18 protein-coding genes are annotated in these 20,527 nt (G+C 57.0%); 10 read left to right on the forward strand and 8 right to left on the reverse strand.

Annotated elements, in window-relative coordinates:
- Positions 1–253: hypothetical protein (locus tag FEM03_RS24875; RefSeq protein ID WP_206171128.1), on the forward strand; the 253-nt coding region annotated here is incomplete at its 5' end.
- A 157-nt stretch (positions 254–410) separates the two neighbouring features.
- Here the strand turns inward: FEM03_RS24875 and FEM03_RS23695 are convergent.
- Both FEM03_RS23695 and FEM03_RS23700 read right to left on the reverse strand, forming a co-directional pair.
- Positions 411–1,208, reverse strand: a complete 798-nt coding sequence (locus FEM03_RS23695) for an anti-sigma factor (protein WP_138088851.1) — start codon at positions 1,206–1,208, stop codon at positions 411–413.
- A complete protein-coding gene (locus FEM03_RS23700) occupies positions 1,201–1,785 on the reverse strand; it encodes an RNA polymerase sigma factor (RefSeq protein WP_166443102.1) in 585 nt (194 codons plus the stop codon). The genes FEM03_RS23695 and FEM03_RS23700 overlap by 8 nt, the downstream gene beginning before the upstream one ends.
- Positions 1,786–2,098: 313 nt before the next feature.
- On the opposite strand from FEM03_RS23700, the gene alaS reads away from it, so the two are divergent.
- The 6 genes from alaS to FEM03_RS23730 all read left to right on the forward strand — a co-directional run bounded on the left by alaS (position 2,099) and on the right by FEM03_RS23730 (position 11,460).
- Positions 2,099–5,038: an alanine--tRNA ligase gene (gene alaS, locus FEM03_RS25450; protein WP_138088855.1), complete on the forward strand. Its 2,940-nt coding sequence runs from the start codon at positions 2,099–2,101 to the stop codon at positions 5,036–5,038.
- Positions 5,039–5,224: 186 nt separating this feature from the next.
- Positions 5,225–6,139 carry an S-methyl-5'-thioadenosine phosphorylase gene (gene mtnP / locus FEM03_RS23710; protein WP_240772893.1) on the forward strand — a complete coding sequence of 305 codons (915 nt, stop codon included), beginning with the start codon at positions 5,225–5,227 and terminating at the stop codon, positions 6,137–6,139.
- A gap of 382 nt (positions 6,140–6,521) precedes the next feature.
- Positions 6,522–7,394: a polysaccharide deacetylase family protein gene (locus tag FEM03_RS23715; protein ID WP_240772894.1), complete on the forward strand. Its 873-nt coding sequence runs from the start codon at positions 6,522–6,524 to the stop codon at positions 7,392–7,394.
- A 59-nt stretch (positions 7,395–7,453) separates the two neighbouring features.
- Positions 7,454–9,241 carry a dynamin family protein gene (locus tag FEM03_RS23720; RefSeq protein WP_138088856.1) on the forward strand — a complete coding sequence of 596 codons (1,788 nt, stop codon included), beginning with the start codon at positions 7,454–7,456 and terminating at the stop codon, positions 9,239–9,241.
- A 138-nt stretch (positions 9,242–9,379) separates the two neighbouring features.
- Complete coding sequence (locus tag FEM03_RS23725) at positions 9,380–10,273, forward strand: phosphatidate cytidylyltransferase (RefSeq protein WP_166443103.1); 894 nt, start codon at positions 9,380–9,382, stop codon at positions 10,271–10,273.
- Positions 10,270–11,460, forward strand: coding sequence for a 1-deoxy-D-xylulose-5-phosphate reductoisomerase (locus FEM03_RS23730; RefSeq protein WP_138088859.1), 1,191 nt, complete (start codon positions 10,270–10,272; stop codon positions 11,458–11,460). The genes FEM03_RS23725 and FEM03_RS23730 overlap by 4 nt, the downstream gene beginning before the upstream one ends.
- 73 nt (positions 11,461–11,533) lie before the next feature.
- On the opposite strand, the gene FEM03_RS23735 is transcribed toward FEM03_RS23730, so the two are convergent.
- Both FEM03_RS23735 and floA read right to left on the reverse strand, forming a co-directional pair.
- On the reverse strand, positions 11,534–12,223 hold the full coding sequence (locus FEM03_RS23735) for a hypothetical protein (RefSeq protein WP_138088860.1): 690 nt from the start codon (positions 12,221–12,223) through the stop codon (positions 11,534–11,536).
- 65 nt (positions 12,224–12,288) lie between these two features.
- The gene (gene floA / locus FEM03_RS23740) at positions 12,289–13,308 is read right to left on the reverse strand and encodes a flotillin-like protein FloA (protein WP_138088862.1); all 1,020 of its coding nucleotides are present in this window, start codon (positions 13,306–13,308) and stop codon (positions 12,289–12,291) included.
- A gap of 150 nt (positions 13,309–13,458) precedes the next feature.
- Here floA and FEM03_RS23745 point away from each other — a divergent pair, with 150 nt between their 5' ends.
- Genes FEM03_RS23745 through FEM03_RS23755 form a run of 3 tightly spaced genes read left to right on the forward strand, consistent with a single transcriptional unit; the run spans position 13,459 to position 15,587 of the window.
- Positions 13,459–14,256 (forward strand): hypothetical protein, encoded by a 798-nt coding sequence (locus FEM03_RS23745; protein WP_138088865.1) that lies wholly within the window; start codon positions 13,459–13,461, stop codon positions 14,254–14,256.
- A 14-nt stretch (positions 14,257–14,270) separates the two neighbouring features.
- A complete protein-coding gene (locus FEM03_RS23750) occupies positions 14,271–14,996 on the forward strand; it encodes an ABC transporter ATP-binding protein (protein WP_138088867.1) in 726 nt (241 codons plus the stop codon).
- A 3-nt stretch (positions 14,997–14,999) separates the two neighbouring features.
- Complete coding sequence (locus tag FEM03_RS23755; RefSeq protein WP_138088869.1) at positions 15,000–15,587, forward strand: GNAT family N-acetyltransferase; 588 nt, start codon at positions 15,000–15,002, stop codon at positions 15,585–15,587.
- A 475-nt stretch (positions 15,588–16,062) separates the two neighbouring features.
- Here FEM03_RS23755 and groL read toward each other — a convergent pair whose 3' ends face one another.
- From groL to dnaK, 4 genes are all read right to left on the reverse strand, one after another.
- The gene (groL, locus tag FEM03_RS23760; RefSeq protein ID WP_138088871.1) at positions 16,063–17,685 is read right to left on the reverse strand and encodes a chaperonin GroEL; all 1,623 of its coding nucleotides are present in this window, start codon (positions 17,683–17,685) and stop codon (positions 16,063–16,065) included.
- Positions 17,686–17,743: 58 nt separating this feature from the next.
- Positions 17,744–18,034, reverse strand: coding sequence for a co-chaperone GroES (locus FEM03_RS23765; RefSeq protein WP_138088873.1), 291 nt, complete (start codon positions 18,032–18,034; stop codon positions 17,744–17,746).
- A 103-nt stretch (positions 18,035–18,137) separates the two neighbouring features.
- Positions 18,138–18,500, reverse strand: a complete 363-nt coding sequence (locus tag FEM03_RS23770) for a hypothetical protein (RefSeq protein WP_138088875.1) — start codon at positions 18,498–18,500, stop codon at positions 18,138–18,140.
- A 67-nt stretch (positions 18,501–18,567) separates the two neighbouring features.
- Positions 18,568–20,505, reverse strand: coding sequence for a molecular chaperone DnaK (dnaK, locus tag FEM03_RS23775; protein ID WP_138088877.1), 1,938 nt, complete (start codon positions 20,503–20,505; stop codon positions 18,568–18,570).
- Positions 20,506–20,527: the final 22 nt, after the last annotated feature.

Consider the following 20,527-nt stretch of genomic DNA (forward strand, 5'->3'; position numbering starts at 1 on the left):
TCTTCTCGGACTTTTTGACTCATCGGCATGGGTATGGGTTGCCGGTGTCATCCTTTTTGAGTCAACGACCTTTTTTCCTCCGCCCATCCACCCCGCCCCCGGTGTCAAAATTTTTGAGGCAACAGGGGGGCTTTTGGAGTGCGACAATCTTCGTCGCTTTGGCCTAAACAAGTGTGTTATACCATTCAGCCTTTTGAAATTTGCGGAATTGAGGCAAGGATTTAGCCAGGGCTTGGTTGCCTCACGAGATTAGGGCGCCCTTACAGGGCTTAAACCCAGGGGCAACGGGACCCAGGGCGCTGCCCTGGGCTACGATAGGATGCCCCTTTGGGGCGAAAGTTCCGATGATTTAAACAGTGAAATGGGATTAGATCCAAAGCGGTGCAAAGCACCGCACTCCAAAAAAATGACTAGGGGCCGATCAGGACGATTGGACCTTCGCCTTTGGGGACCCCGCCTTCGCGCTCAATGCTGAGGGCAAACTTGGTGGCCTCGCTGATGATGTCGATGGGCTTGAATTCGATTTTGGCAAATCCATTGGCGTCCAGACGAACGACGCCGGCATCAACAGGATCCTTTTTCTTCGGATCGACGACCCAGAGCTGGTAATCCTTGTTGGCTTGAACCGGAGGCATTTTTTCGAGTTTGAGAATGCCTTCCTGTTTTTCGGCATTCCAAACCACGACAGCAACGCCCTCCTGGAATTCGGTCACGGTGCTTTGCAGTGTGGCGATCTCCATCTTGGCCAAAGCCGTCTTTTGTTTCCACTTGGCGAGTTCGTTGGTGATTCCTTCGAGTTGTTCGCGAGCCTTGGCTTCGTTGGTGGCGATGTTGTTGACGTCTTTTTGGAGACGGTCGCGCTCGGACCACAACCAGGAGGTGGTGACGGCAAACGCGGCAGCCAGGCCCCATGAAAGAATGGACCAGGCGGCAGACGTAAAAGGTGGATCGTCGGAACCACCTTCGTTGTCGGGCTCGTCGGTGTTCGTGGGTTTGGTGATCTCTTCGAAAATTCGCGATTTGATGCTATCGGGAGGAGCAACCGGAGTGACCAGTCGACCGAAGTCGGCGGCAGTCTGGGCAAGTTCGTCGAATTCGCGACGCAACTCGGCATTGGCTGCCATGGCTTGTTCGAAGGCTTGAGCCTCTTCGGGCAGGAGGGCACCGAGAGCATGGAGGGCGGCGAGAGTTTGTTGTTCTTCAGTCATCTTCGCCTCCTTTCATGAGGTCGCGCAGGCGCAGCATGCCGCGACGGATGTTGGTCTTGACGGTGCCAAGTGGCATGTCGAGTTTCTGGGCAATGGTTTCGTGAGTTTCGCCGCTGAGGAAAGCAAATTCGATGAGGCGGCGTTGTTGTTCGGGTAGCAGATGGAGGGCGTTGCGCAGCAGAGAGGCGCGTTCGTGAAGGCCGATTTCGTGATTGATGGGGGAGGCGGGCGTGGGGGTGACGATGGCCTGTTCCAGGGCGACGGCTTCGGAGGCTTTGGCGCGGCGGCCCCGGGCGCGAAGCTTGTCGATGGCCTTGTTGCGGAAGATCATCACTGCCCAGGTGAAGGCCTTGCTTTTGTTGGAGTCGTAGGAGGAGGCTTTCTGCCAGAGGTAGACGAAGCCATCCTGGAGGGTGTCTTCGGCGTCCTTTTCATCGCCGAGAATCTGGCGAAGCAGGCCGAAGAGGGGGGGCGACATCCGGTCGTAGAGCTTTCCGAACGCCTTGGCATCTCCCTTGCCTGCTTTGTGCAGGAGGGACTCGTCAGATTCTAAAACTGGAATCAGATCAGATGCCATGGATGAAATGGGGAGCACACGGGGGGCACAAACGTGGCTGATGTATTCAGGAGCCGCATCAGCACGAGTTTGCCACGCGAGAATACGCGGGAAACTGTTGATGCAAAGCATTGTCACATCTTTTTTTGCGTTTTCCTTGGGCATCCAGATTCAATATCTCTTCAATCGTAGCATGAGGGGGAGGGTGGATGTTGATTCGGAGTTGAGAGCGACTGAAAGGCCCGGGACGGACCTTCTACTTTGGGCTGAATCGAGGACGGGCTTTACCTTTTTGCAGGAGCGGCTACTTTCCCGGCCCGTTTTTTATTCTGTCATGTCTGCCAACGTTCCTGCTCCTACTTCCGCTCAGATTCGTCAATCGTTCCTCGAATTCTTCAAGGAGAAGCAGCACACGATTGTGCCGAGTGACAATGTTGGCTACACGAGCCGGGATGGGGCGCGGATTTTTACCAATGCGGGGATGAATCAGTTTGTGCCGATTTTCCTGGGTGAGCGGCATGCAGATGTGGACACCTGGCCGGGCGTGTTGAGCAAGGGATTGCCGACGCGGGCGGCGGACACGCAGAAATGCATTCGCGCGGGCGGCAAACACAACGATTTGGAGGATGTGGGGCTGGACACGTATCACCACACGTTTTTTGAGATGTTGGGGAACTGGAGTTTTGGGGACTACTTTAAGAAGGAGGCGATCGACTGGGCATGGGAGCTGGTGATTGAGCGTTGGAAGTTTCCGGCGACGCGGGTGTATGCCACGATTTACCAACCGGACAAGGCAAAGGGCGATCCGGCAGAGCGCGATGAGGAGGCCTGGGGATATTGGGCGGAGAAGTTTCGCAGCGTGGGGCTGGATCCGGAGATCCATATCGTCAACGGCAACAAGAAGGACAATTTTTGGATGATGGCGGACACGGGTCCGTGTGGTCCTTGCACGGAGATCCACGTGGATTTGACGCCGGGTCCGATTGAGTTGGATGTCGATCGGCAGAAGGCCGGGGCGTTGCTGGTGAATGGCAGTGATGCGAGCTGCATTGAGATCTGGAACAACGTGTTCATTGAGTTCAATGCGAATGCGGACGGGACGTTCAGCAAATTGCCGGCGCAGCATGTGGACACGGGAATGGGGTTTGAGCGGGTGACGAGCATTATTCAAGGGACGAAAAATTTCACGGATTTTGAGAACGCGAAGATTAGCAATTACGACACGGATGTGTTCAAGCCGATTTTTGATGAGTTGTCACGCATGAGCGGCAAGACCTATCAGAGCACTTTGCCAAAAGCGGGCAGCACGGGGGAGACGGAGCAGGAGAAAATTGATGTGGCGTTTCGGGTGATTGCAGATCACATCCGGACCTTGAGCTTTGCGATTGCGGATGGCATTCAGCCGGGGTCGTCGGATCGGAATTACACGTTGCGACGGATTTTGCGTCGCGCGGTGAAGTATGGTCGCACGCTTGGGTTTACGGAGCCGTTCTTTTACAAATTGGTGGATGTTTTGGTGAAGCACATGGGGGAGGTGTTCCCGGAGATCCGCGTGAAGCAGGAGCAGGTGAAGGCGGTGTTGAAGATGGAGGAGGAGAGCTTCAACCGGACGTTGGATAAGGGGATGGTTTTGTTTGAGGAGGAAGTTTACCCTCGGGCGTTGTTTCAGGCGTTTACAGAGATCGGTATGCAGATGACACGTCCGGGTAAGAACACAATGATGTCCAAAGAGGACTGGGACATGTTCGCCATCAGTAAAAAACAGGGGCCAATTGAGAAGTGGACTGGAGAAGACTTTAGAAATGGTGCTTGGCGGAAGTATGAAGTGTCTCCCTCTGTGAGTGGAGAAGATGCTTTTAAAATGTATGACACATATGGTTTTCCACTGGATCTGACGGAGTTGCTGGCTCGTGAGCGCGGTTTGAAGGTGGACACGAAAGGCTTTGAAGGATTCATGACCAAGCAGCGGGAGATGGCCAAGGCGGCGATCAAAAAGAACGTGGTTTCGCTCAGTGAAATCGAGACGAAGGAGCCGACGAAGTTTGTGGGTTATGATTTGATGGAGACGTCGGCGAAGGTGTTGGAAGTGGTGTCGGTGAATGACAAGACGGCGGTGGTGCTGGATGCTTCGACGGCTTATGCGGAGATGGGTGGTCAGGTCGGCGACAGTGGAGAGATCATCGTGGGAGCGAATACGTTCCCGGTGACGGCTACTTCGAAGGTGGGCAACACGTGGTTGCATTTCCTCAGCGGGGAAGATGTGCCGGTGGTGGGGACTGAGGTGACGTTTAAGGTGGATGCGGCGCGTCGGCATGCGATTGAGCGTCATCATACGGTGACTCACTTGTTGCACTGGGCCTTGCATGAGGTGGTCAACAAAGAGGCAACACAGAAGGGGTCTTCGGTGACGCCGGACAAGCTGACGTTTGACTTCAACAATGCAGCGTTGACGGCGGGTCAACTGGCGGACATTGAGCGGTTGGTGAATGAGCGGATTGTGGCGAACGATGTGGTTTCTTGGAGCGAGGTTCCTTATGCGGAAGTGAAGTCGAACACGGGCATCATGCAGTTGTTTGGCGAGAAGTATGGCGACAAGGTGCGCGTGGTGCAGATCGGCGGCGCGGCGCATGCTTTGAATGGTTACAGCATGGAGCTTTGCGGGGGAACCCACACGCGGGCGACGGGTGAGATCGGCTTGTTCCGATTGATGGGCGAGGGCGCGGTGGCTGCGGGGGTTCGGCGGATTGAGGCAGTGGCGGGATTGCCGGCGGATGAGGCGGCGAGAGCGGGTGCGGATTTATTGAAGCTGCTGGCGGGCAAGGTGACGGCGCAGGGATCGGCGGATTTGGAGAAGAAGATTGTGGCGTTGCTGGAGCATCAGAAGGCGCTTGAGAAAGGGCTGAAGGCGGCGCAACAGCGTGAGGCTTCGGGTCGTGCGAAAGAGCTTTTGAGTGGTGCGATCAATGGCGAGGCGATCATCGCGAATCTGGGCGATGTGGACGGAGATTATGTAATGGCGGTGGCGGAAGCGTTGAAGAGTTTGTTCACGGGCGCGGTGGTGCTGGGCGCGGCTCAAGGCGGGAATGTGGTGCTGATGGCGACGGTGTCGAAGGAGCTGCAGGGGAAGGTTCAGGCGGGCAAGATCATTCAGTCGATTGCGCCGATTGTGGGTGGCAAGGGCGGTGGCAAACCGGACTTCGCACGTGGCGGTGGCAAAGAGGTGGCGAAGCTGGACGAGGCGTTGGTGGAGGCGAGAAGGTTTGTCGGTGTGTGAGTTTTTTGACGTCAGAGAACACGGAGGGACGCAGATGATTATCTGTGCTGATCTGTGGCTATCTGTGAAAATCCGTGCATGAATTTTTTTGCACAGATGCCCACAGATACCCACAGATTTACACAGATGGGTGTAAATGAGGACTGGGCGTTGACGGAGACGGTGGGTTGTGGTTGATGGTCTCGCATGAGTGAGACTGCGACGATGGAACTTGAACCGGCGATTGGCATCATTGGGGGCAGCGGGTTGTATGACCTTGACGGTTTTTCGGATCGGGAGGAATTGGAGGTGGAGACGCCGTTCGGGATGCCGTCCGACAAGATTGTCAGCGGGATGTTTGCGGGTCGGCGGGGGTTCTTTTTGCCGAGGCATGGCAAGGGGCATCGGATTCTGCCAACGGAGCTGAATCATCGGGCGAACATTTATGCGCTGAGGTCGCTGGGGGGGCGGGTTGTGATTGCGGGGACAGCGGTGGGAAGTCTGAAGGAGCATTACCATCCACGCGACATCATTTTGCCGGATCAGTATTTTGACCGGACGTCGCGACGGGAACATCACACGTTTTTTGGAAAAGGGATGGTGGCGCATGTGACGTTTGCGGATCCGGTGAGCGAGGGACTGCGGCGGTTGCTGTTGGAGGAATCGGAGAAGTCGGGCGCGACGGTGCATGATGGCGGGACTTATGTGTGCATGGATGGACCGGCGTTTTCGACGCGGGCGGAGTCGAATGCGAACCGTCAGCTGGGGTTTGATGTGATCGGGATGACCAATTTGCCGGAGGCGAAGCTGGCGCGGGAGGCGGAGATGGCGTTGGCGACTTTGGCGATGGTGACGGACTATGATTGCTGGAAAGTGGAGGAGGAGCCGGTGACGATTGAGGTGGTGATCAGTCACTTGATGGCCAATGCGCTGCGGGCGAAGGAGATTCTGGCTCGGGTGATTCCGCGCATCCCCACGGTGGCGGACTGGCCGGAGCACCGGGCGCTGGAGAATGCGATCATCACGGACAAGTCATTGTGGCCAAAAGAGACGGTGGAGTCGTTGCGGGCGATCGTGGGGAGGTTTTTAACCACAGCCGAGCGTAGCGAGACAGCCAGCTGAAAGCTGCCCCGAAGGGGTGAGCGAAGCGAAGCAAATGGACACGAATAAACACGAATTTTTGATCTGAGGTTATCTGTGGAAATCTGAGTTCATCTGTGTTTGAAGAGGAAGAAAGAGAAGCTGTTTTTTTAGGCAGATGGGCTTGGATGAACGCAGATGGGCTCAGACGGAGGAAGCTCAAGTGAGGTTTTTGTGAGGGTTTGGGCTTTTGGTTGATAATTCCTGCTTTTCAACGGGAGCGATTCGCTTAGGGTAGCGGCGCTCTTCGGCAAATTTTTCCCCATTCAACATTGTGATCAACAAACGCATGTATTTATCCCTCTGGTTCGGCGTGATGCTCGCGAGCGGGCAGACAGGCTGCTCAACAGCCGATCAAAGCGCCATGTCGCGCCCACCCATGATGCCTCAGCGGCCAATGGTTCAGCAGCAACCGCAGCCGCAGGGTCCTGGTTATCAGCGTGGATTGCGCAATCCGGATTATTTGCAGATTCCGAAGGTTCCGCCTCCGGGGGCACGGGTGAGTTACAACGGGGTGAACATTACGGCTCCGTTTGTGGCGATGACGTTTGATGATGGTCCGCATCCGGTGCATACGCCGCGTTTGCTGAACATGCTGAGGGAGCGCAACATCAAGGCGACGTTTTATGTGATTGGGCGCAGTGCGCAGGCGCATCCCAACATCATTCGCCGGATTTTGGCGGAGGGTCATGAGATCGGCAATCACACGTGGGACCACCCTTCCTTGAGTTCCATTTCGGAGTTGAAGGCGCGCGAGCAGTTGACGAAGTCGGCGCGGGCGATCACGGCGATGACGGGGTATCACATGCGCACCATGAGGCCGCCGTATGGGGCGACAAACCAGTATATCAAGGAATGGATTCATCGGGATTATGGGTATCCGACGATCATGTGGACGGTGGATCCAATGGATTGGAAGCGTCCGGGTGCTTCGGTGGTGACGAGCCGGATTTTGGCAGGTGCCCGTCCGGGGGCGATCATCCTGGCGCATGACATCCATCAGGCGACGATTGATGCGATGCCGAACACGTTCGATGGATTGCTGTCGCGCGGATACAAGTTCGTGACGGTGAGCCAGTTGTTGAACATGGAGATGCGTCCGGTGGCTTCTGCTCCTGCTCCGATGGAGGGACCGGTTGCTCCGACTTCGATGCCTTCCATTCCCGGACCTTTGTCGCCAACACAGGGAATGGGGCCGGGCAGTCCGCCGTCTCTGATGCTGCCTCCCGGGACCTGAGTCGAGTTGAGTTGAGTTGTTTTGTGTGAAGGTTTTGGTTTCTTCGGAATCGCGACGGCATGATTGGCAAAGATTATTTTGATGTTCGATCCCGCTTGATGGCGGTGCTGGAGGATTTGGGATCGCTTGCCAAAGAGGTCGGCGCGGAGACGCGTCAGATGTCGGTGATGGACAACCTCAGCCATAGTTTACGCGATCCGTTCGTGTTTGTGGTGACGGGTGAGGTGAACGTTGGCAAGTCGACGTTCTTGAATGCGCTGTTTGGCGAGGAATTTTGTCGCACAGGGGTCATGCCGACGACCGACAAGATTCATTTTTTCAAGCATGGCACCAAGCTCAAGCGGGTGCCCATCAGTGACACGCTGGAGGAGGTGCATGTTCCGGCGGATTTTTTGAAGGATTTCCATGTGGTGGATACTCCGGGGACCAACTCGATTGAGAGCGAGCACCAGGAGATCACCGAGCGGTTCATGCCGTCGGCCGACATGGTGATTTTTGTGTTCTCGGCGATGAATCCGTGGGGGGCCTCGGCCTGGCAGTTTTTGGAGAAGGTGCATCGGACCTGGATGCGCAATGTGGTGTTTGTGCTGCAGCAGTGTGATTTGCGGGCACCGGAGGAGCTGGAGGCGATCCAGTCGTATATGAAACAGCTTTGCAAACAGCGTTTTGGACGGGAGTTCGTGCTGTTTCCAGTGTCGGGGAAGAAGGCGTTTTTGGCGCGCAGTTCGGGATTGGATCGGGAACGGTTGCTGGCGGAGAGCGGGTTCACGGCCTTGGAGGAGCACATTTCGAAGAGCATCGGATCGGCGGGATCGCGGGTGGGCAAGCTGGGGATGGCAATGAAGATCGCGCAGGACATTTTGGTTTCGTTGAAAAAGCTGGTGGGTGGTCGCGATGAGGAGCAGGAGGAGCGGAAGCGAATTCTGAAGGGGCTGGAGCACAGTTTGAGCAGTGTGCAGGCGCGCACGCAGGCGAAGTTTGGTCCGACACTGGAGGGCACGGTGAGTGATTTTTCGCAGGCTTCAGCGGGATTGGTGAATCGACTGCGTGAGGGACATGTGCCGGGCAACGCGTTGGCTTATTTCTTTTCCAAAAAGACTTGGTCGACGGATGGGATGGAGCAGAAGTTGATTGAGGAGGCGTTGTCGACGGGAACGAAGCGCTGGGAGCATGCGGCGTTGATTTTGGAGGATGATGTGGAGCATTCGTCGATGCAGTTTGGCACGGCGGTGCGGGATCGGCTGAAGGTCGAGCTGCCGGAGACGGGCTTGAAGCCGGAGCCAGCTTTTTGGGACGCCCACAAACGGCGGTTTAAAGAACGGCTCGAGGAGTTGCACCGGGAGATCGCGCGAGGGTTGAAGTTGGAGTCGCTGTTGCAGCCGGGTTGGCAGGAGAGCAGTCGGCTGGCGTTTTTCGCGGTATTGGCGGCGGTGTTGTTGGTGATGGGCGGCGGCGCGCTGGGCGGACTGGCACCACGGCTGGCAAATGAATCTTTGGATGCGGATGGTTGGAAGATGGTGGGCGCGGCACTGGCGCTGGTTGGCGCGGTGGTGGGATGGGTGTTGTGGAAGAAATCGGGTGCCAAGTTGCTGAAGTTGACGACGGCGGTTGATGAGAAACTTGCTCTAGCGAAAAAGGAACTGCGCGAGAAGCTGGAAGTGCATTTGGGGGATGAACTGCGGGTCGTTTATGCGCATTTTGACGGAGTGCTGCAACCGGCGCGGTCGAAACTGAATGAGCAGGAGTCGCGTCACAATGGTTTGCAGCAACAGGTCAAGGACATGTCGGCGAAGCTGGAGAAGCTGAACAAGGATCACAAGGCGTTGTCGGCACCGCGCAAGGATTGAGAGTTGGGATCGGTGCCTGACGGCTTGATCGAGTCAGAAACAGAGATGAGTTGTCCTGGATGATTTCGTGTGAGAAGCGCAAAAGAGTTGTTTGCGCATCGCGCCTAGTGTTGCTTTGGTAGGTTGATGCCCGATGTCATGTCCCCGGTCCCACCTGCCACCTCTCCCTCAAAGGGGAAGGTGTTTTTATCGCGTTTGGTGAGCACGGTTTTTTTGTGGGCAACCTTGACCGTGGCCTTGTGGCTGGATTTGGACTGGTTGTTACTGGGGATGATGGCGGTGGTGGGGGTGCTGGGCACGTGGGAATATGTGCGGTTGCAGCGTGAGGATGAGGGTGCTGGTGCTTATTCCAAACTGGTGGTGATTCTTTCGGCGGGTTACTGGGCAGCGTTGTTGGGATGGTATGCTTTCACGGAGAATGTGGGGGCGGCGTTATGGTGGCTGGATGCGGCATTGTTGGTGATCGGTGGTCAGGCAGTGTTTTTCATGGCGTTCCGTCAGGGGCTGGAGGGGGAGAAGACGCTGCGCCGGGTGTTCAATGGATTTTTCGCGATGGTGTATACCATTTTTCTGTGGGGATTCATGGCCAAATTGCTGCTGGCCGGTGAGGCGGCAAACGGGTCGATGCTGGTGTTGACGGTGATCTTGGTGACGAAATTTGGAGACATGGGGGCCTATCTCTTTGGCTCGTGGCTGGGCAAACACAAGATGGTGCCGCACATCAGTCCGGCGAAGACCTGGGAGGGGTTTGGCGGTGCGGTTTTCTCCTCGTGCCTCGGGATGGCGATCATGCTGCTGGTGTTGGAGCCGGGGACTCTGGAGCCCTTCGGAAATTTTGAAGCGATGGCATTGGCACCCTTTATCGCGGTGTTGGGGGTGATGGGCGATCTGGCGGAGTCGGTTTTAAAGCGATGCCATCATATCAAGGATTCAGGGCACAAACTGCCGGGCATTGGCGGCATTCTTGATCTCACCGACAGCCTGTTGTTTACCGTTCCGGTGGTTTATCTTTTTATCATTTTATTCGCATGAGGGGAACGACTGGCGATGGCAATGGGACAGGACCTGCGGTGAGGCGGCGCAAGGTGCTGGTGCTAGGTTCGACGGGGTCGATCGGGCACAGCGCGTTGAAGGTGGCGAAGGATGTGCCTGACCACATGGAGATCGTTGGTCTGGCGGCGCGGTCGAGTGTGGACACTCTTGTGGCCCAAGTGGCGGAAACGGGGGTGAAGCAGGTGGCAGTGACGGATGCGGCGGCGGCGGTGCGGGCTCGTGAACTTCTGCCCAAGGACGTGGAGGTGTTTGCCGGGGACGAGGGGTTGGTGGAGCTGGTGCGTCAGTCGGAGGCCGACATGGTGCTGGTGGCAATTGTGGGGACGGCAGGCTTGCGTCCGACCCTGGAGGCGATTGAAAAAGGGATGGATCTGGCGGTGGCTTCGAAGGAAATTTTGGTGATGGCGGGGGAGGCGGTGATGGGCGCAGCGCGCGAAAAAGGCGTGGCGGTGTTGCCGGTGGACAGTGAGCACAACGCGATTTTCCAGTGTCTGGAAGGGCGATCCTCCAGCGAGGTGCGGCGGCTGATTTTGACGGCGAGTGGGGGTCCGTTTCGTGAAGCACCGGCGGAATCGCTGGCCAGCGTGACGGTGGCGCAGGCGTTGAAACATCCGACCTGGACGATGGGGACCAAGATCACGATTGATTCAGCCACCTTGTTCAACAAGGGGTTGGAAATGATCGAGGCTCGGTGGTTGTTTGATGTGCCGATGAGCCGTGTGGATGTGATTGTGCATCCGCAGAGCATTGTGCACAGCATGGTGGAGTTTGTGGACAGTTCGGTGCTGGCGCAGCTGAGTCACTCGGACATGTGTTTTCCGATTCAGTATGCCGTCACCTGGCCGCAGCGGGTGGTGAATTCGTTGCAGCCGTTGGATTTTGCAAAACTGGCCTCTCTGCATTTTGAAGCGCCGCGGGTGGACGTTTTTCCGGCGTTGCGGTTGGCGCGTGAGGCGGGGGAGGCGGGGGGGACGCTGCCAGCGGTGTTGAATGCGGCGAATGAGGTGGCGGTGGAAGCGTTTTTACAGGGGCGGATCAAGTTCCCGGGGATTTGGGAATTGGTGGAGCGGGTGATGCAGGCGCATGATCAGGTGGCGCATCCCGATTTGGAGACGATTCTCGAAGCGGACCGCTGGGCGCGGGAGAAGGCGGGGGAATGGTCCTGAGAAAGTAGAAGGCTCGTCCCGAGCCTTGGTGTATTTGAAAGGCTCGGGACGAGCCTTCTACTTTGTTACTCATTCAATCCACCGGCCAGGGGGATTTTTGAAGGGCTTTGGGGGCGTCGAGAATTTCCTTCAAGATAAAGGCTTTGCGATAGCCGCCGGTGCTGCGAAGGTATTCGGTGAGGGGGTGGACCCGGGAAGCCTTGGCGTCGTAGGCGACGCCGACAGGGCGGTTATCGTCGAAGCCTTTGTTGGTAGGGGCGGGCTTGGCAGGCTGAAGGGTATAGGCGGTGCGGGCTTCGACTTGAAGAGGGGTGACCGGGGCAGCAGGGACGGATCGTTGGGGCGGGGCGGGGGTGTGAACTTGACGTTGAGGCGGCGTAGGAAGAGGCGGTGGCGGAGGAGCCGGTGCGGACCTGGGGGCCTGCTGCTCTTCCATGGCTTTGCGGAAGGTTTCGATGAGGTCGCCGAGTCCACCGGGTTGAGGCTGTGGAGCGGAAGGCGTGGGACTGGATGGCATCGGCGGGGGCGACGGCCGGTTGGGGGACGACGAAGGGGCGTTGCCGGTGGTTTGCAGCTGGCGGGCACGACGACGGGCCTCGAGTTCTTCGGAACTGGGTGGGGGCTGGCGTTCGCGTTTGGCCTGTTCCTGCTTTTCCTGCCAGAGTTTGTAGACCCACTGGACAAAGCCGATGACAACAAAAACCACGACGAAGATGATCTGCTGGAGATCAAATCCCGATGAGTTGGCGATCAACGTCGGCATGGCTGGTGGAGTGGGGACATTACCTCCTGGCAATCGTTTCGGATTGCCAGCAGGCGTGAGTAAATTTAGTGGCCGGGATTGGCACCAGGGTTTTCACCGGCAATGCTTTCGCGCATGTCGGTGTCGGCGCTGATGTTGCGGTAGCGGGCGTAGTCCATGATGCCAAGGTTGCCGTTGCGGAAGGCTTCGGCGATGGCCATGGGGATTTCGGATTCGGCTTCGACCACTTTGGCGCGCATTTCCTGGGTGCGGGCGGACATTTCCTGTTCGACGGCGACGGCGGCGGCGCGGCGCACCTCGGCGTTGGCCTGGGCGATTTTTTTGTCGGTTTCAGCCTGGTCGGCCTGCAGTTTGGCTCCGACGTTTTCGCCCACGTCGATGTCGGCAATATCAATGGAGATGATTTCAAAAGCGGTGCCGGTGTCGACGCCTTTTTGGAGAACGACCTTGGAGATGCCATCGGGATTTTCGAGGACGTTTTTGTAGCTGAGGGCGGAGCCGATGGAGGTGACGATGCCTTCGCCGACGCGGGCGATGACGGTCTCTTCGGTGGCACCGCCGATGAAGCGGTCGAGGTTGGTGCGGACGGTGACGCGGGCGCGGACGCGGAGGGAGATGCCATCGCGGGCGACGGCGTCGATTTTGCCGCCTTTGCCCATTTCAGCGGAGGGGCAGTCGATGACTTTGGGGTTGATGGAGGTGCGGACGGCTTCGATGACGGTTTTGCTGGTGCCTTTGCAGGCAAGGTCGATGGCGCAGGCGCGGTTGAAGTCGAGGTTCATGCCGGCTTTGGCGGCGGCGATGAGGGCGAGAACGACGTGGGTGACATTGCCACCGGCGAGGTAGTGGGCTTCGAGGAGGTCGGTGCTGATGTTGATGCCTGCCTTGCCTGCGGTGATGCGGGTGTCAACGATCAGGGCGTTGGGGACGCCGCGCAGCCACATGGCGATGAGGGTGGGGATGCTGACGGGGGCGTTGGAGACGCGGGCGCGCAGCCAGAGGTTGAAGAACTTGGCGACGATGAGGAGGAAAATGATCCCGAGAACGACGGCACCGCCGATGAGGATGATGGGTAGGAATTCCATGGTTGTTGAGTGAGTGGGTGAATGTAGTGGGCGAGTAGAAAGCAAGTAAAGCGCAGGGGTTGCGTGAAGGAAAGCAACAAAGAGCAGTAAAATCGGGGACGGGTGAATCGAGGCTTGCGATTTTGGTGATGGCGGGCGTATTTCTTAGGGATGTTGCGTGCGCTGGTTTTAGGTGTTCTGCTTTTTTGGGTGGTGATGACGGCGTTGTTGCTGAGGGTGGTTTATTTTCCCGAAGGTTCGATGTTTGAGAAAGTGCCGCCTTCAATGGTGTTCAAAATGTTTTTGGAGCAGCAGCTGTCGTCCAGCACTTGGGTGCTGTATCGGGGCGAGCAGAAAGTGGGACCGGTGATGATCAGTCAGGTTCCGGTTGGAAGGTCGAGAAACACGGGCCGGGCGGAGGACGATTACATGGTGAAGATTCAGGGAACGATGGAGCCGGGGACTTTTGATCAGGTGGTGGGACGGGTGGTGTGGCGAATGAACATGCTGGTGGAGGGAATGTCTGATCTGCGTTCGGTCAATGGGCAGGTGCGGATCCCGGATGAGGACCGGGTTTTCAGTTTTGAGTGGAAGCCGGGGGATGCGATGCCGAAGTTTGAGTTGAAGCAACAGGGCATGGTGGTGATGGATGACCAACTGGTGGGGCCGATGGTGGCGCAGATGATGGGGAGCAATCAGGCGCGACTTAAGGAAGCTGCGGAGACAAAGGACCAGTGGCTGACGCTGACGGCGCGCGAAGGGTCGATGAATTTTGGCGGTCAGCGTCGGCAGGGTTATGTGGTGGAGGCCATCGCGACGTTGATGGCGCAGTGGAAGGTGAAGGCGTTTTTTACGGAGGTGGGGGAGCTGGCGTTGGTGGACTTGCCGGAAGGATATCGGGTGATGGAGCAGCTCATTCACGGGCTCGCGCCCGAATACCCTGATGAGGAGGAAGAGGAACCGGAATAATTTTTTCGCATTGCATGATTGAGATTGAGGATTTGACGATGGATTACGGAGACTTCCGTGCTTTGGACAGTCTTTCGCTGTCCATTCCACAGGGGGAGTTTTTTGCGTTTTTGGGTCCGAACGGGGCGGGCAAGACGACGGCGATCAAGCTGCTGACTGGGTTGCTGGAGCCGGTAGGCGGGAGGGTGCGGCTGGGGGGATTCGACATTCAGGAGGAACCCTTGAAGGCGAAGGCGCTGATGGCGTATGTGCCGGATGTGGCGGTGTTTTATGAGAAGCTGACGGCGCTGGAGTTCATGCGTTTCATTGCGGACATTTTTGAGATGGACGAGGCGCGGTCAGAGGCTTTGGGCGAGGAGTTGTTTGCGAAATTCCATTTGGCTTCCTGCGCGCATCAGCGGATTGAGAATTTGAGTTTGGGGACGCGGCAGAGGCTGGCGATTGCGACAGCGCTGTTGCATGAGCCGAAGGTTTTTATCATTGATGAGCCGATGGTGGGTCTTGATCCGGTGCATGCGCGGATTGTGAAGAAGGAGTTGAAGCAGCGCAGCCGGGAGGGAATGACGGTGTTGATGAGCACGCATTTGTTGAACGTGGCGGAGGAGCTGGCGGATCGGATCGGGATCTTGCATCATGGCAAGATCATTGCGTTGGGCACGATGGATGAGTTGCGGGCGCAGAATGCGGTGCAGGGTCAGCGTCTTGAGGAGATGTTTTTGGGGATGGTGGGGGAGGGGTGAGCTATGGTGGCAACCGTTTATCTTGCCGATGGAGCCCCGGTGCTGATCCGGCCTTTGGTGGAGGAGGATCGGGAGGCGGTCATGGAGGCGTTTCGGCGCTTGTCACCGGATTCGCGGTATTACCGGTTTTGGAGTCGGAGGGAGGGGGTGTCGGAGCAGTTGTTGCAGCGGTTTTTGAATTCGGAGCCGGGGGTGCATGAGACGTGGCTGGCACAGGATCCGGAGCGATTGGGGGAGCCGGGATATGGCGGTGGTTCTTATTGGCGGAGTGAGGAATGGCCGGAGGCGGCGGAGGTGTCGCTGGTGGTGGCGGATGAGGCTCAGCACCGGGGGATTGGAACACTGCTGCTGGCGTTGGTGTGGGTGAGGGCTTATCAGATGGGGGTGAGGGAGTTTTTTGGGTTTGTGTTGCCGGACAACTATTCGGTGTTGGACTGGTTTCGGGCGTTGGGGGCGACGATGAAGTATGAGGGCGGACAGTATCGTTTTGTGTTGTCGCTGGATCCCGGGCGGTTGAAGGACACGAATTCGGCGAGGAGGCTGGTGGAGTGGGTGGGAGTGTTGATGGAGATGGAGGGTTTGAGGGTTTGAGGGTTTGAGGGTTTGAGGGTTTGAGGGTTTGAGGGTTTGAGGGTTTGAGGGTTTGAGGAGTTTTATTCTTTCTCTTCCTCTTCCTCTTACTCCCCACACTTGAGATCCAGCACACACGGGAATTTACTTTCGTCCTCGTCCTCCTACTCGTCCTCGTCCTCGTCCTCGATAGGGGCGTGTTGCTGGGAGACGAGGGGAGCGGATGAGGAGATGCGCGTTGGGAGATTTGTTGTGGTTTGGACTCGCGGAGAAGAATTGAAGTGAAGTGGTCGAGTAGGAGGACGAGGACGAGCTAAAGTGTGGTGGACCCGCTCGGGTGGGTGTTTGTTTTCTGTGTTGTTGGGAGTTTTGGGTGGGGAGTAGGAGTAGGAGTAGGAGTAAGAGTAAGAGGAGGATTGGATACAAAAAAGCAGGCCGGAGGTTTCCCTCCGGCCTGCTGATATGGGTTTAGCTGTTTTTGCTAAACGATGATGGATTACATGCCCATGCCGCCGTGGTCGTGGGCAGGCTCGCCTTTTTCCTCTTTAGGAATGTCGGAGATCAGACACTCGGTGGTGAGGAGAAGACCGCTGATGGAAGCGGCGTTCTGAAGAGCGCTGCGGGTCACTTTGGTTGGATCAACAACGCCAGCCTTGATCAGGTCAACGTATTCGCCGGTGGCGACGTTGTAACCGATGTTGCCGGATTGCTTTTTGACTTCAGCAACGATGAGCGCGCCTTCGACACCTGCGTTGGCGGCAAGTTGACGGAGAGGAGCTTCGATGGCACGACGGACGATGTCAGCACCCGTGGCTTCGTCGCCTTCGAGTTTGAGGTCGCCAAGAGCAGCTTGTGCACGGATGAGTGCGGTGCCGCCCCCTGGGACGATGCCTTCTTCCACCGCAGCGCGGGTGGCGTGAAGGGCGTCTTCCACGCGAGCTTTTTTCTCTTTCATCTCGGTTTCGGTGGCAGCACCGACGTTGATGACGGCCACACCGCCGGCGAGCTTGGCAAGACGCTCCTGGAGCTTCTCGCGGTCGTAGTCGCTGGTGGTTTCTTCGATTTGACGACGGATTTGGTTCACGCGGCCGGCGATGGCATCGCTGGTGCCTTCGCCTTCGACGATGGTGGTGTTTTCCTTGTCGATGGTGATGCGTTTGGCCTGGCCGAGGTCGGTGAGGTCGATGTTTTCGAGCTTGATGCCGAGGTCTTCGGTGATGCAACGGCCACCGGTGAGGATGGCGATGTCTTCAAGCATGGCTTTGCGGCGGTCGCCGAAGCCAGGGGCTTTGACGGCGCAGATGTTCAAGGTGCCGCGCAGGCGGTTGACCACGAGGGTCGCAAGCGCTTCGCCTTCGACGTCTTCAGCGATGATGAGAAGAGGCTTGCCGGTGCGGGCCACTTTCTCAAGGAGAGGAAGGAGGTCTTTGAGGCTGCTGATCTTCTTCTCGAAGATGAGGATGTAGGCGCTTTCGAGGTTCACTTCCATGGTCTCCGCGTTGGTCACGAAGTAAGGGGAGAGGTAACCTTTGTCGAACTGCATGCCTTCAACCACTTCGAGGGTGGTTTCGATGCTTTTGGCTTCTTCAACGGTGATGGTGCCGTCTTTGCCGACTTTGTCCATGGCGTCAGCGATGATGTTGCCGATTTCGCTGTCCCAGTTGGCGGAGACGGTGGCGACCTGGGCGATTTCCGTGGCGTTGGTCACCGGGTTGCTGATTTCTTTCAGCTTGGCGACGATCGCTTCGGTGGCTTTCAAGATGCCGCGCTGAAGGGAGGTTGGGTTGGCACCGGCGGTGACGTTGCGAAGGCCTTCGGAGTAGATGGCTTCAGCAAGAACGGTGGCGGTGGTGGTGCCGTCGCCGGCCACGTCGCTGGTTTTGCTGGAGACTTCTTTCACGAGCTGGGCGCCCATGTTTTCATAAGGATCGGAAAGTTCGATCTCTTTGGCAACGGTCACACCATCTTTGGTGATCGTTGGGCTGCCGAATTTTTTCTCAAGGATCACGTTGCGACCGGAAGGTCCCAGCGTGGCTTTGACCGCACGGGCGATCTTTTGGACGCCGCGCAGGAGGGACTGGCGGGCTGCTTCGTCGAAGTGGAGTTGTTTAGCCATAATATGATTAACTTAACGGTTTAGTGGTTCGTTCTTGGGTTCAATTCAAAGTGGAATGGAATCAGGCAACGATGCCGAGAACGTCGGATTCGTTGATGATGAGGACGTCGTCCCCGTTGAGTTTGACTTCGGTGCCGCCGTATTTGGAGATGAGGACTTTGTCGCCGACTGCAACGGTAAAGACCACGTCTTTGCCTTCGTCGTCTTTGCCGGTGCCAAGGGAGATAACTTCAGCCTCTTGGGGTTTCTCTTTGGCATTGTCAGGGAGGAAGATGCCGCCTGCGGTTTTTTCTTCGCTGGCGACGCGCTTCACGAGAATGCGACGGCCGAGTGGTGTGATTTTCGTAGCCATGGTTGGTATGCTCTTTGCTATTTCGGGTTACGTGTTGTGTTTTGGTTTGGTTCACCCAGCCCGTCCGTGCCACGTGTGTGGCACGGATTGGTTGGGGTGAAAATTATTCGTGAGCCAACAAAGCCTCAAGTTGAGTTTCGTCTAAAAGCTCTTGCCATCCTTCAGGCCAAGCGGAAGACGGTTTTGCTGTCGCTGTATAAATCCTATACTTTGGGGAAATGTCGTTGAGACCGGGACGGGATTTTCTAGTGGTCATGAAAGTCAGAGGTCGAACGTCAACTCTTTCTCCTCGGAGAGTAACTTGAGTGGGACTTGGCCAGCGGAATCCATAGCGCAAAAAGAAATCAATTGTGTGTGGGTTTGTAGTTTCTAGATGCTCTGGGAATCCAATCTTAAAACCTTTTCCCTCAAGAGCACTTTTCAACTCACTCACATCTTTACCTTCAATTATTTCTTGCCCCATCAAGATTGAGACTCCTTGTGGTTCACGTGTAAGCCAGAAGGGCTCTTCGTTTACTATAATTAACATACAATTAGGCTTTCTTTTCGCCTTCCACGACTTCGAAGTCGGCATCGACTGCATCGTTGTCAGGTTTTCCACCTTGAGCTTGGGCTGCGGCGGCTGCGGTTTCGATGTCAGGCATGTCTCCTGGGGCAGCGCCTGCGGCTCCGGCCATCTGTGAGTAGGCTTCGGTGAAGAGCTTGGTCAGTTCTTCGTTTTTGGTTTTGATGGCGGCGGTGTCGTTGTCGGCGATGGCTTTTTTCAAGCTGTCGACTTTGTCGAGGATCGGCTGTTTCTGCTCGGTGGTGACTTTGTCGCCGAGGTCGGCCAGGGATTTCTCGACTTGGTAAACCATGGTTTCCGCCTGGTTTTTGACCTCGACGCCTTCTTTGCGTTTTTTGTCCTCTTCGGCGTGGAGTTCAGCCTCTTTTTTGGCTTTCTCGATCTCTTCGGCGCTGAGGCCACTGGAGCCGGCGATGGAGATTTTGCTTTCCTTACCGGTGGTTTTTTCCTTGGCAGAAACGTGGAGGATACCGTTGGCGTCGATGTCGAAGGTGACTTCGATTTGTGCCATGCCGCGGGGCATCGGTGGGATGCCGTCGAGTTTGAAGTTGCCGAGGTTTTTGTTGTCGCGGCTCATCGGGCGTTCGCCCTGGATGACAACCACTTCAACGCCTGGCTGGTTGTCAGAAGCAGTGGAGAACACCTGCGAGTGACGTTTTGGAATGGTGGTGTTGCGAGGGATCATCGGGGTGGCAATGCCACCTTCGGTTTCGATCGCGAGGGTCAACGGAGTGACGTCGAGAAGCAATACGTCTTTGACGTCGCCGCGAAGCACACCACCCTGGATGGCGGCACCGATGGCGACCACTTCATCCGGGTTGACGCCTTTGTGAGGCTCTTTGCCAGCGAGTTTGCGGGCGGTTTCGATGACTTTCGGCATGCGGGTCATGCCGCCAACGAGAACGAGTTCGTCAATTTTGCTGGCGTCGAGTTTGGCGGCGGCGAGGCAGTCGCGGACGGGTTTTTCGGTGCGGACAAAAAGGCTGTCGGTGAGCTGCTCGAGCTTGGCGCGGGTGAGCGTCTTCATGATGTGCTTCGGCCCGGTGGCGTCGGCAGTGATGAAGGGAAGATTGAGGTCGTAGCTCTGGCTGGAGCTGAGGGCGATTTTGGCTTTCTCAGCTTCTTCCTTGATGCGCTGAAGGGCGTCGGGCTGGCTGCTGAGGTCGATGGCGGTATCGGCTTTGAACTCGGCGATGACCCATTGGATCAAGGCGTTGTCCCAGTCGTCACCACCGAGGTGGGTGTCGCCATCGGAAGCGAGCACTTCAAAGACACCGTCTCCGATTTCGAGAACGGAGATGTCGAACGTGCCACCGCCAAGGTCATACACGGCGATTTTTTCGTCGCTCTTCTTGTCCAGGCCATAGGCGAGGGAGGCGGCGGTGGGTTCGTTGATGATGCGGCGGACAGTGAGTCCGGCGATTTCGCCAGCGGCCTTGGTGGCGTTGCGCTGGGAGTCATTGAAATAGGCGGGGACCGTGATGACGGCTTCAGTGATGGGTTCGCCCAGGCGTGCTTCGGCATCGGCCTTGAGTTTGGCGAGGATCATCGCGGAAACTTCCTGCGGGGAGTAAGTTTTGTTTTCGCCACCGACTTCGACCTGGACGTGGGCGTCACCATTGGGAGCTTCGACGACTTTGTAGGGAAGCTGTTTGTCGGCGGCGGTGAGTTCGGAGAATTTGCGTCCCATCAAACGCTTCACGGAGAAGACGGTGTTGCGGGAGTTGGTGACGGCCTGGCGTTTGGCAGCCTGGCCGACGAGGCGTTCGCCGCTCTTGGTGAATGCGACCACGCTTGGCGTGGTGCGGGCGCCTTCGGAGTTTTCGAGCACTTGGGGTTCGCTGCCATCCAGGATGGCCATGCAGGAGTTGGTGGTGCCGAGGTCGATTCCTAAAATTTTGCTCATGGTTGGTTTGGGTGTTCCTTGC

Source organism: Phragmitibacter flavus (genome assembly GCF_005780165.1).
In the GTDB taxonomy this organism is placed as follows: domain Bacteria; phylum Verrucomicrobiota; class Verrucomicrobiia; order Verrucomicrobiales; family Verrucomicrobiaceae; genus Phragmitibacter; species Phragmitibacter flavus.